Source organism: Pollutimonas nitritireducens (assembly GCF_002849615.1).
Classification (GTDB): Bacteria; Pseudomonadota; Gammaproteobacteria; order Burkholderiales; family Burkholderiaceae_B; genus Pollutimonas; species Pollutimonas nitritireducens.
Genome location: NZ_PDNV01000005.1, coordinates 31,927 through 44,340 on the forward strand (window position 1 = coordinate 31,927; position 12,414 = coordinate 44,340).

At 58.1% G+C, this 12,414-nt stretch carries 12 protein-coding genes; 7 read left to right on the forward strand and 5 right to left on the reverse strand.

The features are described from left to right. Nucleotides 1-12 precede the first annotated feature (12 nt). A complete protein-coding gene (gene trxA, locus CR155_RS08195; protein ID WP_102069532.1) occupies nt 13-393 on the reverse strand; it encodes a thioredoxin in 381 nt (126 codons plus the stop codon). A 137-nt stretch (nt 394-530) separates the two neighbouring features. Next, entirely contained in the window at nt 531-1,823 is a 1,293-nt protein-coding gene (locus CR155_RS08200) for an NCS2 family permease (RefSeq protein ID WP_102069533.1), read from the reverse strand. A gap of 126 nt (nt 1,824-1,949) precedes the next feature. On the opposite strand from CR155_RS08200, the gene tsaD reads away from it, so the two are divergent. Further along, nucleotides 1,950-3,008, forward strand: coding sequence for a tRNA (adenosine(37)-N6)-threonylcarbamoyltransferase complex transferase subunit TsaD (tsaD, locus tag CR155_RS08205; protein WP_102069534.1), 1,059 nt, complete (start codon nt 1,950-1,952; stop codon nt 3,006-3,008). Between the two features lie 9 nt (nt 3,009-3,017). Here the strand turns inward: tsaD and plsY are convergent, their stop codons facing one another. After that, nucleotides 3,018-3,656: a glycerol-3-phosphate 1-O-acyltransferase PlsY gene (plsY, locus tag CR155_RS08210; RefSeq protein WP_102069535.1), complete on the reverse strand. Its 639-nt coding sequence runs from the start codon at nt 3,654-3,656 to the stop codon at nt 3,018-3,020. A 110-nt stretch (nt 3,657-3,766) separates the two neighbouring features. Here plsY and surE point away from each other — a divergent pair, with 110 nt between their 5' ends. From surE to CR155_RS08230, 4 genes are read left to right on the forward strand one after another with little or no spacing between them, the layout of a single operon-like run. Continuing rightward, a complete protein-coding gene (gene surE / locus CR155_RS08215; RefSeq protein ID WP_102069536.1) occupies nt 3,767-4,525 on the forward strand; it encodes a 5'/3'-nucleotidase SurE in 759 nt (252 codons plus the stop codon). Next, nucleotides 4,510-5,325, forward strand: coding sequence for a protein-L-isoaspartate(D-aspartate) O-methyltransferase (locus CR155_RS08220; protein ID WP_102069537.1), 816 nt, complete (start codon nt 4,510-4,512; stop codon nt 5,323-5,325). Before surE ends, CR155_RS08220 begins: the two co-directional genes overlap by 16 nt. A gap of 17 nt (nt 5,326-5,342) precedes the next feature. After that, the gene (locus CR155_RS08225; protein WP_102069538.1) at nt 5,343-6,134 is read left to right on the forward strand and encodes a peptidoglycan DD-metalloendopeptidase family protein; all 792 of its coding nucleotides are present in this window, start codon (nt 5,343-5,345) and stop codon (nt 6,132-6,134) included. Then, the gene (locus tag CR155_RS08230) at nt 6,131-6,925 is read left to right on the forward strand and encodes a 3'-5' exonuclease (RefSeq protein ID WP_102069539.1); all 795 of its coding nucleotides are present in this window, start codon (nt 6,131-6,133) and stop codon (nt 6,923-6,925) included. Before CR155_RS08225 ends, CR155_RS08230 begins: the two co-directional genes overlap by 4 nt. A gap of 78 nt (nt 6,926-7,003) precedes the next feature. Here the strand turns inward: CR155_RS08230 and CR155_RS08235 are convergent, their stop codons facing one another. Further along, nucleotides 7,004-8,536 carry a bifunctional aminoglycoside phosphotransferase/ATP-binding protein gene (locus tag CR155_RS08235; protein WP_102069540.1) on the reverse strand — a complete coding sequence of 511 codons (1,533 nt, stop codon included), beginning with the start codon at nt 8,534-8,536 and terminating at the stop codon, nt 7,004-7,006. A 332-nt stretch (nt 8,537-8,868) separates the two neighbouring features. Between CR155_RS08235 and CR155_RS08240 the strand changes: the two genes are divergently transcribed. Together CR155_RS08240 and rlmD are read left to right on the forward strand one after the other, a co-directional pair. After that, the gene (locus tag CR155_RS08240) at nt 8,869-9,519 is read left to right on the forward strand and encodes a hypothetical protein (RefSeq protein ID WP_102069541.1); all 651 of its coding nucleotides are present in this window, start codon (nt 8,869-8,871) and stop codon (nt 9,517-9,519) included. Nucleotides 9,520-9,605: 86 nt separating this feature from the next. Continuing rightward, nucleotides 9,606-10,922, forward strand: a complete 1,317-nt coding sequence (gene rlmD / locus CR155_RS08245; RefSeq protein ID WP_102069542.1) for a 23S rRNA (uracil(1939)-C(5))-methyltransferase RlmD — start codon at nt 9,606-9,608, stop codon at nt 10,920-10,922. Nucleotides 10,923-10,927: 5 nt separating this feature from the next. On the opposite strand, the gene argH is transcribed toward rlmD, so the two are convergent. Further along, the gene (gene argH / locus CR155_RS08250) at nt 10,928-12,355 is read right to left on the reverse strand and encodes an argininosuccinate lyase (RefSeq protein WP_102069543.1); all 1,428 of its coding nucleotides are present in this window, start codon (nt 12,353-12,355) and stop codon (nt 10,928-10,930) included. Between the last annotated feature and the right edge of the window lie 59 nt (nt 12,356-12,414).

Here is a 12,414-nt window from a genome sequence, read left to right on the forward strand (position 1 = left end):
CGCTTGGACCGCTTATGCCTCGTCGTCGGCCTGGTCCTGCTGCGCGGCTATTTCTGCATGCACCTGATCCATGTCCACCGCCTTGATCTGGGCGATCAGTTCGCTTAACTGGCTCGCAGACAACGCCCCAGCCTGTGAGAATAGCAATACCTGCTCGCTAAACACCATGAGCGTAGGGATGGACCGTATACCCATGCCGGTCGCCAGTTCCTGCTGATCTTCCGTATTCACCTTGGCGAAGGTGATGTCGTCGTGCAGCTCAGAGGCTTCATCGAAAATAGGTGCGAAATTCCGGCAAGGCCCGCACCAAGGTGCCCAGAAATCCACGATCAGCGGCTTGCTTGCCTTGATTGCAGCCTGAAACGAGTCTTTGTTCAAGTCGATGGTACTCATAGGAGCGTCCCCCAAACAAAAAGCGGCTTATAGCCGCTTGGAATGATTGATATATTAGCTTAGTGTAGCGCGCTTTGCGCGGCCAGCGGTTTCGGCGCTTGACGCCGTTGCCGATGGGCAGGCTTATCCACAAAGGTTTATGCAGGAAAGAACGCGTATCGAACCACGAAAAGCACCGCCACCAGAAGAGTCGCCAAATGGATCTCCCGGTAGCGTCCTGTGGCCGCCTTGAGCACCACGTAGCTGATGAAGCCGAAAGCCAGTCCGTCGGCAATTGAGTACGTGAATGGCATCATGATGGCTGTCAACGCGGCGGGGGTGGCTTCAGTTACATCGTTCCAGTCGATTTCGGTAATCTCGCGCAACATCAGCCCAGCCACATACAGCAATGCGGGTGCCGTAGCGTAGGCCGGTACTGAACCGGCCAAAGGCGCCACAAACAGTGCGAGCAGGAACAGGATCCCGACCGTCAACGCAGTCAGGCCGGTACGGCCGCCGGCTTGAACGCCGGAGGCGCTTTCGGCATAGGCAGTTGTGCTGCTCGTTCCAAGGAAGGAACCTGCCACGATTGCTGTGCTGTCCGCCATCAGCGCCCGTCCCAACCGGTTGGGCTTGCCTTCAGGAACCAGATTGGCTCGTTTGGCCACGCCTATCATTGTCCCCGTAGCGTCGAATACCTCGACCAGGACAAGCACGAGGATGACATGTACAAAGCCCGTATGCAAAGCGCCCATGATGTCCAATTGCATGAAAGTTGGCGCGAGACTGGGAGGCATTGAAAACACCCCATAGAATTCGCTGTGTCCGGTGAGCATGGACAGAACAGTGACTGCCAGGATGCCGATCAGGATGGATCCCTGGACCTTCATGGCGTCGAGCGCCGCAATAACGAAAAAGCCCAGAATGGCAAAAAGTGCCGGTGCGGCAGTGAGGTCGCCCAAGTCCACTTTGGTTGCCGGATTAGCGACGACAATGCCCGAGCTGCTCAGTGCAATGATGGCCAGGAACAACCCTATGCCGGCCGCGATGGCCGCGCGCAACGACTTCGGTATGCCCGCGACAAGCCATGACCGGATGCCTGTAAGGGTGAGCAACAGGAATATGACGCCGGACAGGAACACGGCCCCAAGCGCTTGTTGCCAGCTATACCCTAATGCTCCGACCACCGTAAATGCGAAGAAAGCATTCAGACCCATTCCGGGTGCCATGCCGATCGGCCAGTTTGCGAGGAATGCCATGATAAGCGTGCCGATGGCCGCAGCCAGGCACGTCGCCACGAAGACGGCACTCTTGTCCATGCCAGTGCTCGACAGGATTTCCGGGTTCACGAAAATGATGTATGACATTGTCAGGAACGTCGTGATGCCGGCCAGTATTTCGGTGCGCACTGTTGTTCCGTGTTCACGCAACTGGAATAATCGTTCGAGCATGGGAATTCCTGAAAAGGGGGCTTGATGGGCCGTGGCGCCGCCGCGTGCAGTCGGTCAGGCACTATCATTAAAGTAATGCAGCCTGAATTCTAAGACGGATTCACTAGTGGTTGTAAACTGGCGCTCATGATTATTATTGGTTTTGAAAGCTCTTGCGATGAAACGGGTGTGGCGCTGGTCTGCACCGAACGCGGTTTGCTGGCGCACTCGCTGCACAGCCAGATCGCCATGCACCAGCAGTATGGCGGTGTCGTTCCGGAACTCGCCTCGCGCGATCACATCCGCCGTGTGCTGCCCCTTACGCGCGAAGTGCTTGGTTCGGCCGGCATGACGCTGGATCAGATTGACGCAGTCGCTTATACCGCGGGACCGGGCCTGGCAGGTGCGCTGCTGGTCGGCGCAAGCTTCGCGCAGTCGTTTGCATGGGCGCGCAGCCTGCCGGCCATTCCTATCCATCATCTCGAGGGACATCTGCTGTCGCCGTTGCTCGCGGCTCCACGCCTTGACTTTCCTTTCGTTGCCTTGCTGGTTTCTGGCGGACATACCCAGATCATGCGGGTTGACGGCGTTGGGCGATATGAGTTGCTCGGTGAAACTCTCGATGACGCAGCCGGTGAAGCATTCGACAAGACGGCCAAGCTGATGGGCCTGGGCTATCCAGGCGGGCCGGCGTTGTCCAACCTGGCTCAGCAGGGCGATGCCAGGGCTCATGACTTCCCGCGGCCCATGATTCATAGCAGCAACCTGGACTTTAGTTTCAGTGGCCTCAAGACGGCGGTAATGACGCGCGTCAGGGCCCTGGAGAAAGCCGACGGTCCCTTATCGGCGCAGCAGCTTGCCGACCTTGCCGCATCCACCGAATCGGCCATTGTCGATGTGCTTGGCGCCAAATCGATCAAGGCGATGAAACAGACCGGCTTGAAGCGTCTGGTGGTGGCCGGTGGGGTGGGCGCAAATCGTCATCTGCGGACCCGCCTTTTGCAAGACATGCTCAAACTGGGAGGACAGGTATTTTTTCCTCCCCTGGACCTGTGCACCGACAACGGTGCCATGATTGCATTCGCGGCAGCAATGCGCGTAAATGCAGGCCTCGTGGATCTGTCTGATACCAGCCATGCCTTCACCGTGAGACCCCGCTGGGAGTTGCATGACATTTGCCTGGGCGCTGACGCCGCGGCTGTTTAGCACGCCAAACTACTTCTTGCTGCCGATGCGGCTTTCCTTGCCAGTCATGAGTCGGCTGATGTTCGCCTGGTGGCGAAACAGCAACATCACGCTGATGATCACGATGGCGAATGCAATGGCTGGATCCAATGGCCAGGCAACGTTGCCGCCCAGCAAGTAGTACAGTGGCGCGAAGATGGCCGCGATGATGGAAGCCAGCGAAGAATACCGGCTTACGTAGACGATGATCAGCCAGGTTCCCACTGTGGCCAGTGCCAGCCAGGGATTCAATGCCAGCAACACGCCGAGCGCCGTCGCTACCCCTTTTCCACCCTTGAATTTAAGGAACACCGGAAACAGGTGACCTAAAAACACGGCAACCGCGCATAGTGCCACGCTGAACGAAGGCAGACTCCATTGAGTTGTTGCATACGCAGCGACGAATACGGCCAGCCAGCCCTTGGCCGCATCGCCCAGAAGCGTCAGGACCGCGGCCAACTTGTTGCCCGTACGCAAAACGTTGGTGGCGCCGGGGTTCCTGGACCCGTAGCTGCGCGGATCCTTCAGTCCCATGGCGCGACTCACCACCACCGCGAACGGAACGGACCCGAGCAGATACGATATAAAGACGAGGGCAAGGACGATGAAACTTGCGGTAGCGACGGTCATAAAATTTAGAAAGCTCCAGTGTGTTTGCGTGGATTCTACCGAGTGTCACCCAAAACACCAATACGAGCAGGTACAATTCGCTACGTTCGGTTGAATTCTATGGAAGGGCAATGCGCATACTGGTGTCCAACGATGATGGCTACACCGCTCCAGGCCTCGAGGCGCTGGTGCAGGCCTTGAAAGGGATGGGTGAATTAACCGTCGTGGCCCCCGAGACCAATTGCAGCGGGTCGTCGAATTCCCTTACCCTCAACAGGCCGATGTCGGTGCGTCAGGCTGCCAATGGCTTCTACTATGTAAATGGTACGCCGTCCGATTGCGTGCACATAGCCCTGACCGGCCTGCTGGACTTTCGTCCCGACTTGGTGGTTTCGGGCATCAATAACGGCGCCAACATGGGAGACGATACCCTATATTCCGGTACGGTGGCGGCGGCAACCGAGGGCCATCTTTTCGGCATTCCCTCCATCGCATTTTCCCTTGCAAATAAAGGGTGGGAACATATCGAAGGTGCGGCGCGTATCGCCCGGCGTATCGTCCAACAGCAAACGGCTACTCCCCTGGTTGGCAACATACTGCTTAATGTAAACATTCCTTCCGTGCCCTATGATGCCATCCGCGAGGTTCGCGTTACACGCCTGGGCAAACGCCACCCTTCCGAGCCGGTCGTGAAAAGCAGTACCCCATATGGCGATCCGGTGTACTGGATCGGCCCCGTCGGACGGGCGTCCGACTCGGCCATAGATACCGACTTCGGTGCGATCGAACAGCATGCCGTGTCGATCACCCCGTTACGGCTGGATCTCACCCATTACGAACAATTGTCATTAGTCAGGGACTGGGCGGTGCCGTTATGCGAAAACCAGTAGTGCCGTTCCCGTTTGCCAACGGCACCACCAACCGCTTCGGGCGTTCAAGCCTTGGTGGAGGTTTGTCCACCGCCAACAGCAATACACGGGTCTTCGCCCAGGGTCGTGCGGCGCCCGTCGTACCGGCACTCCGCCAGTCGTCGGGCAATGCCAATTTGGGTTTGAACTCCGAACGATCGCGTGGCATGATGATTCAGCGTTTGCGCAACCAGGGCATCCAGGACGATCGCGTGCTCGACGCCATGATGTCGGTGCCGCGGCACTTGTTCGTCGATGAAGGTCTGGCCAGTCGTGCCTACGAAGACGCGGCATTGCCTATCGGTCATGGTCAGACCATTTCACAACCCTGGGTCGTCGCGCGGATGATCTCCGTGATGTGCGAAAATCGGGTTCCGGTTAAAGTGCTGGAAGTGGGTGCGGGCTGTGGCTATCAGGCTGCGGTACTGGCACATTTCATCAAGGAAGTGCATACCATCGAACGAATTCGCGGCTTGCACGAACTTGCACGAGAGCATCTCCGAACGCTCAAGCTCATTACCCGTGTTCGTCTGGTATTCGGAGACGGCATGGCAGGATTGCCCGGGGTAGCACCGTTTGATGCCATCATCATTGCTGCCGCCGGTATTAAAATTCCCCAGGCGCTGTTGGAACAGTTGACCATTGGGGGTCGATTAATTGCCCCGGAAGGGTCAACAGCGCAGCGTTTGATCCTCATAGAACGCACGGGAGCCGCAACCTGGCGCCGTGACGAACTCGAATCCGTTCGCTTTGTCCCTCTTCGGGCAGGAACACAGTCTTAAGCCTCCAGGAGAGCTATATGCATGCAGGGACGTTTCGTTCTACCGCTCTGACAATTTCGTACCGGAAACGCACATCTCGTTATCTGGTCATTGCCGCCGTGGTTGCGACGACCATTCTGGCCGGATGCGCGTCTCGCAGTACCAAGGCACCCGTTACCGATATGTCGGCGGGTCCGGTGACCCCGACAACGGGCGGTACTTACGTCGTGCGCCCCGGCGATACCTTGTACAAGATTGCCCAGGCCAATGGTATGGAACTGGCAACGCTTACGCGCCTGAATAACATTACCGATCCCAGCCAATTGAGGGTTGGGCAGGTATTGCGCCTGGACGCTTCAGGTCCGGCGCCGGCACCCAGCACCAACACAGGCGTCGCCAAGCCTATACCAGTCACGCCAGTTGCGCCCGCCGAACCCGTGGCGACGCAACGGGCCAGTGATGCAACGGTCATCAGTTGGGGGTGGCCGGCCTCTGGAAAAATCATCCAGAGCTTCAACGCGAACACGAAAGGCATCGATATCGCGGGAGCGGTAGGCGAATCCGTGCATGCGGCCGCTGATGGAAAGGTCATGTATGCCGGCAACGGCGTGCGCGGGCTTGGTAATCTGGTCCTTCTTGGTCACTCCAATGGTTTCATCACGGCCTATGCTCACAACCAATCCTTGCTGGTCAAAACCGGAGAGCAGATCAAGAAAGGGTCCAAGATCGCCGCAATTGGCCAGACCGACACCACTTCGCCGCGTTTGCATTTCGAAATCCGTCGCCGCGGCACTCCAGTCGATCCCATGGCCTACCTACCCCCTCGATGATTCCCTCACTCGTCTTCGATCTTGAAACAATACCCGACGCAGCTGGTCTGCGTCGGTTGAATCCGCACTGGGACGCGGACCTTACCGATACGCAGGTCATTGAAATGGCGCTGGCAGCCAGGCGCGAGTCGCATGGCACCGATTTCCTGCCTTTGCATCTGCACAAGGTTGCCGTTATAGGGTGTGTGTTCCGTGACGACCACGGCTTTCGCGTGAAAACCCTGGGCAAGGCCGATGACACTGAAGGTGTCCTGCTTGCGGGCTTTTTCAAGACAATAGAACGCTATACGCCGCGCCTCATCAGCTGGAACGGTTCAGGCTTCGATCTTCCCGTTTTGCATTACCGCAGCCTTATAAACTCCGTGCCGGCGCCCCGTTATTGGGACATGGGCGAAGACGACCGCGACTTCAAATACAACAACTACATCAGCCGCTACCATAGCCGGCACGTTGACTTAATGGATGTCCTGGCCAAATATAATGGGCGCGCTAATGCGCCCCTGGACGACCTGGCCAAGCTCTGCGGATTTCCCGGTAAACTGGGTATGGATGGCAGTCAGGTCTGGCAGGCCTGGGCCAATGGCAAGGCCGATGAAGTGCGCGCCTACTGCGAAACAGACGTGGTGAACACATGGCTGGTGTACTGTCGTTTTCGATTCCTGAAGGGCGAACTCGACCGCGAATCCTACGACGCTGAAGTGCATCTGGTGCGCGACACGCTGCAAGCCAGTGATGCCGTTCACTGGAAGGAATACCTGGATGCCTGGGGCACGATTCCAAAAGGCGCATAGACCAGCATAAGCACTGAGCTGTTTCCCGCGCGCGATGATGCGGCCCCTGCGTGGTGCGCAGCATTACAACTTAAGCCGCTAATCGGGTGCGAGCAGCCCAAGCACTTTTTCTGCCGTTGCCTGGGAGGTGCCACCAGCTGGAACGACCGTCCATTCAACCGCGTCTGGTTGCTGCTGCAACTGGGCCAACACCACAGCTCTGCCTGCATCGGAGGCGTCGCCACGACGCGACTCCACGCGAGCGATAAGCGTGTCTGCTTGTACCTCCAGCCATATCCCCATGAAGGGCACGCCGGCCTGCTCGGCGCACTGCTGCACACGCAGACGTTCTTCCTGCTTTGAAAACACACCATCGGCCATAGCCGAGTAGCCATTGGTCAGGATTCGTGTTGTCTGCTTATACAGTGCGTCATAAACCCGGGCCGATGATTCCTTGGTATAGCTGCTTGGCGGGAGGCGCGTTTCCGATGACACACCGGCCATGCGCTTGCGGATTCGGTCGGTCGACAAGATGCGCGCGCCAGGTGCAGCGCCCGCGAAGTGTGCAATGGCCGCAGCCACGGTAGACTTGCCCGAGCCGCTTAGTCCGCCTATGGCATACATGCGTACTGATGCTGGTTGCAGCAGCTGCATGGCCAATGCCAAATAAGCCTGGGCCTGCGCAATAATTTCTTTTCGTTGCTGCGCATTGGGCAAGGCGGCCTGGGTCGCCAGCACCTGTGCCCGTATGGATGCGCGCAGCGCCATAAAAAATGGCAGCAAGGGCAGGCCGTCAACCTCATCGGCTTCGTCCATGTAGCGGTTCATGACCCAGTTTGCCTCGGCAGGCAAACCGGCGTGCCACAAATCCATCAACAAAAATGCCAGGTCGTACAGGACGTCGATTACGGCGAGTGAATCATTGAACTCAATGCAGTCGAACACAGTTGGCTTGCCTTCGAAAAGGCAAATATTGCGCAAGTGCAAGTCGCCGTGACAATGGCGTATGCGGCCGCCTGCTGCGCGCTTATCCAGCAGCCTGGCATGCTGATGCAGGTGGGTGCGCAATGCAGCCCGAAGCTGGCGAACGGCTTCCTGGCCAAGCACCGACGCCATGTTTTCGTTCTGTTCATTCAGACGTAACACGGCCTCGATGGCGGCTGCGCCCGAGCAAACGATATGAACCTGAGCGTTTTCATGAAAGGACGCAATATAGCGGGCCAGCGTCGTAAGCATACTGAGTTCGAGGCCGCCCTCAGCCGCAAGCCGCGAAAACAAGGTGCTGTCGTCAAAGCGCTGCATTTCGACCACGGCATCAACCAGTTCGCCTTCACCGCCAAATTGCAACTCGCCGTCAGCACCGCGCGTAATACGCCTTACACCCAGATAGAGGGCGGGCGCGGTACGCCGATTTAGCATGACCTCTCGTTCGCAGGCCGTTGCGCGCAACGCTGGTGTTGAAAAATCAAGATAGGAAAGCCGAATCGCCCGTTTCACTTTCCACACCCGCGGGCCACGCATGACGATGATGGAGATATGAGTTTCGACGATGCGCACGTCGTTCTGGCTTATGTCCTTGCAAGCCGCGCCGCGTAGAAACTCCAGGACGCACTGCTGATCGCCATGCGACATCGTTCCTCCTTCCAAAAGGCCGCCGGATTGGGGCCTTAATCAAACAATATGCCGATACCATCATGCACATCGGCGACAAAAGCAGTGGCCAGCGTGAACATCACGCCACTGTACTGTATCAGGCTCCATTTGAGCGAGGCGGTTCAGTTTTCTAGCCGTCCGCACATCGGGCAAATTGGAGCCGATAGGTTAGGGGGCTGCTGTAGCGAGCCAAAAGCTCGGGGCGTCCCTGGCTGAAGTCGATTGAAAAGGTTTCGTTTTCGATGAAACAGATCGGAAACGACTTCGGTTGCACAATGAGGCCTCCTCACCAAATCAAAAGGAAGCACATCATGCAACGCTCACTATCTTCCGTGTCCATCAAGCTCGCCACCCTGACTGCGGCCCTGGCGCTGGGCGGCGCGGCATTTGCGGCCACCGGTGATTCCACATCAGAGCCCGTCACCCCGCAAGCAAATTCGACCACGGCCTCGCCTGCAACATCGGAAAAAACGCCTGGCCACCATTACAAGCATGGTCGCCACCACAAGTCCATGCTCGGCCATCACATGCGCGATTCCGCATTCCTCGTGCCAGGTTATGGACCACTGCACCCCAAGTTTGTTGACTCGTTGGCTCTGACCGATGCTCAGGCCAAACTTGTCAAGGAGGCTCAGGATGAGCAGAAAGAGGCTCGTAGCGCGCGTATCGAGGCGATGAAGGCTGGAAGAACCGAGAAACTCGAACAAATCAAAAGCGGCAAGCTTGACCCCAAGGCGGCGTTGAAACAGACCGAAACGTTGCATGAGCAAGCTGCCAAGGAACGCAGCAAGATCCATGAAAAGTGGCTGGCAGTATGGGACGCTCTGGACGAAACTCAGCAGGGAAAAATTGCGGCCCACCTGAACGAGCGCGCCGAAAAATTTGCAAGTCACGGCGAGAAGCATGCGGAAAGGCACGGCAATCGCGATGCCGAGGCTGATCCTGCGAAGATTGCCTCGTAGTCGGAACGCAAACACGTATCCTCGCGGCTCGACTTACTGCCGCGAGGATGTCAAAATTCGGGGCTGCCTCTTTGGATTCCCGAATAATGACGTTAGAAGTATTTGATATAGAGTCCCTGGACCTCGAGGCCCGCGGTGTCGCGCGTCGCGAGGGTAAAGTCGTCTTCGTGGACGGTGCGTTGCCTGGCGAGAAGGTTCTTGCCCGTATCGCCAAGCGCAAGGCATCTTTCGATACTGCCCGGCTCGAGCGGGTTATCAAGCCATCATCGCAACGCGTCACGCCCGGATGTCCGCACTTTGGCATGTGCGGCGGCTGCGCGATGCAACATCTCGATGCCTCGGCCCAGGTGGCCATCAAGCAACGTGTGCTTGAAGACACATTGTGGCACATAGGGCGTGTGCGCCCGGTTGTGGTGTTGCCGCCCATGCACGGTCCGACCTGGGGTTATCGCTATCGGGCTCGCCTATCGGTGCGTGCCGTGCGCAAGAAGGGAGTCGTCCTGGTCGGATTCCGTGAGCGCCGCGGCAGTTACGTGGCCGATATCCAGCAATGTCGAGTATTGCCGGCGCACGTATCGGCCATGCTACTGCCATTGCGCGCGTTGGTAGGTGCATTCGCGCAGCCAGACCGCATTCCCCAGATCGAAGTCGCAGTCGGAGACAAAACCACGGTATTGTTGCTGCGTCACATGGAAACCCTCGCCGACAACGACATCGCCTTGTTGCGCGAATTCGGGCACAAGCATGATGTCACCTGGTGGTTGCAGCCCAAGGGACCCGAGACGGTGCACCCGTTGAATCCCGAAGATGCCGACAAGCTGGCTTATACCTTGCCGGAGTTCGGCCTGCGCATGCCTTATCGTCCCACCGATTTCACCCAAGTAAATCACGCGATCAACCAGGCGTTGATTTCCAAAGCCCTGACGTTGCTCGATGTTCAGCCATCGGACCGTGTTGCCGATTTGTTTTGCGGGTTGGGCAATTTTACCTTGCCTCTAGCAACCCGGGCGCGTAGCGTGGTTGGCATAGAAGGCAGCGCTGCGCTTACCGAAAGGGCGCTCCAGGCGGCGCGGGCGCATGGCCTGGAAGGTCGCACCGGATTCGCGACCCTGAATTTATTTGAAGTCGATGCGCAGTGGTTGCGCGATCTGGGTTATTTCGACCGGATTCTTATCGATCCGCCTCGTGAGGGCGCAGAAGCCGTGGCACGAGCGCTCGCCGCCCTGGCGTCGGCGGAGCGGCCGAAAAGAATTGTATATGTATCCTGTAGCCCGGCCACCCTGGCGCGGGATGCCGGGATACTTGCACATGAGGGTGGCTACACACTGCGCAGTGCCGGCGTTGTCAACATGTTTCCACATACCGGTCATGTGGAATCGATTGCCGTCTTCGACGCCAGCTGACGCGATTACTGGCCGGCCGACGTTTCGGCCAGTATGCGCTCTGCTTCCTGCCTGACGCGTACCGGTGCAGTCCCACCGATATGATTGCGTGCAGCGACTGATCCTTCCAGGGTGAGTACCCCGTAGATATCCTGTTCGATCAGACCGTGGAAGCCCTGGAGGTCGTTCAAGGGCAGGTCGGCGAGGTCGCAGCCTCGTTGTTCGCATTCACGTACCGCATGGGCAACCGTTTCGTGAGCGTCGCGAAAAGGCACGCCTTTCTTGACCAGATAGTCGGCAAGATCCGTGGCGGTGGCAAAACCCTGTAGCGCGGCGGCGCGCATCGCCTCCGCCTTGACCCTGATACCTCCGACCATATCGACAAATATTGTCAGGGTGTCGCGGACGGTGTCGGCCGAATCGAACAGGCCTTCCTTGTCTTCCTGATTGTCTTTGTTGTATGCCAGAGGCTGGCCTTTCATCAGGGTAAGCAAGGCGATGAGATGACCGTTCACGCGACCGGTCTTGCCGCGTGCCAGCTCGGGAACATCAGGGTTCTTCTTCTGGGGCATGATGGAACTGCCCGTGCAGAACCGGTCGGCCAGGTCGATGAAGCCGACGCGCGGACTCATCCACAGGACGAGTTCCTCGGAGAAGCGCGAAATGTGCGTCATGATAAGCGCGGCGGCCGCGCAGAATTCAATGGCAAAGTCGCGGTCGGATACGGCGTCGAGGGAATTACGGCACACGCTTTCGAAGCCCAGCGTCCGGGCGACACGTTCACGATCGATCGGGTACGAAGTGCCGGCCAGTGCGGCAGCGCCCAGCGGCAGTCGATTCACGCGTTTGCGGCAATCGGTCAGGCGCTCCGCATCGCGGCCGAACATCTCGGCATAGGCCAGAAGGTGGTGGCCGAAAGTGACAGGCTGCGCCACCTGCAAATGTGTAAAGCCGGGCAGGATGGTGTCGGTGTGCTCGAGGGCCAGCGTGGCCAGTTTTCGGCGCAATTGATGAAGAAGGTCGATGGCAATGTCGATTTCGTTGCGCACCCAAAGCCGGATGTCGGTCGCCACCTGATCGTTGCGCGAGCGGCCCGTATGCAGCCGCTTGCCTGCATCGCCGATCAGCTCCACCAGACGTTTCTCGATATTCAGGTGCACGTCTTCAAGGTCTATGGACCAGGAGAACCGGCCTGCATTGATCTCTTCCAGGATCAGCGCCATTCCGCGGTCGATGGCGGCCTTGTCTTCCGCGCTGATGATGCCGATGGAGGCAAGCATGTCGGCGTGCGCCAGCGAACCCTGGATATCGAAATCGGCCATGCGCTGGTCGAAATTGACTGAAGCGGTATAGCGCTTGACGAGGTCGGAGACTGGTTCGGAAAAACGGGCTGACCAAGCCTGAGCCTTGTTTGCAAACTGGTTTTGCGGCGGGGAGGAGTTGTTTTTTGACATAGTGCGGTGATTATAAGGGAAGGGCGCCTACGGTATATTAGTGACCTTCCACCTTATCA

Bases quoted from the DNA above. Each gene is read 5' to 3' on its own strand.
- tsaD (WP_102069534.1), top strand. From the start codon at position 1,950: ATGATTATTATTGGTTTTGAAAGCTCTTGCGATGAAACGGGTGTGGCG.
- CR155_RS08225 (WP_102069538.1), top strand. From the start codon at position 5,343: ATGCATGCAGGGACGTTTCGTTCTACCGCTCTGACAATTTCGTACCGG.
- trxA (WP_102069532.1), bottom strand. From the start codon at position 393: ATGAGTACCATCGACTTGAACAAAGACTCGTTTCAGGCTGCAATCAAG.
- CR155_RS08230 (WP_102069539.1), top strand. From the start codon at position 6,131: ATGATTCCCTCACTCGTCTTCGATCTTGAAACAATACCCGACGCAGCT.
- argH (WP_102069543.1), bottom strand. From the start codon at position 12,355: ATGTCAAAAAACAACTCCTCCCCGCCGCAAAACCAGTTTGCAAACAAG.
- CR155_RS08220 (WP_102069537.1), top strand. From the start codon at position 4,510: ATGCGAAAACCAGTAGTGCCGTTCCCGTTTGCCAACGGCACCACCAAC.
- rlmD (WP_102069542.1), top strand. From the start codon at position 9,606: ATGACGTTAGAAGTATTTGATATAGAGTCCCTGGACCTCGAGGCCCGC.
- plsY (WP_102069535.1), bottom strand. From the start codon at position 3,656: ATGACCGTCGCTACCGCAAGTTTCATCGTCCTTGCCCTCGTCTTTATA.
- CR155_RS08200 (WP_102069533.1), bottom strand. From the start codon at position 1,823: ATGCTCGAACGATTATTCCAGTTGCGTGAACACGGAACAACAGTGCGC.
- surE (WP_102069536.1), top strand. From the start codon at position 3,767: ATGCGCATACTGGTGTCCAACGATGATGGCTACACCGCTCCAGGCCTC.
- CR155_RS08235 (WP_102069540.1), bottom strand. From the start codon at position 8,536: ATGTCGCATGGCGATCAGCAGTGCGTCCTGGAGTTTCTACGCGGCGCG.
- CR155_RS08240 (WP_102069541.1), top strand. From the start codon at position 8,869: ATGCAACGCTCACTATCTTCCGTGTCCATCAAGCTCGCCACCCTGACT.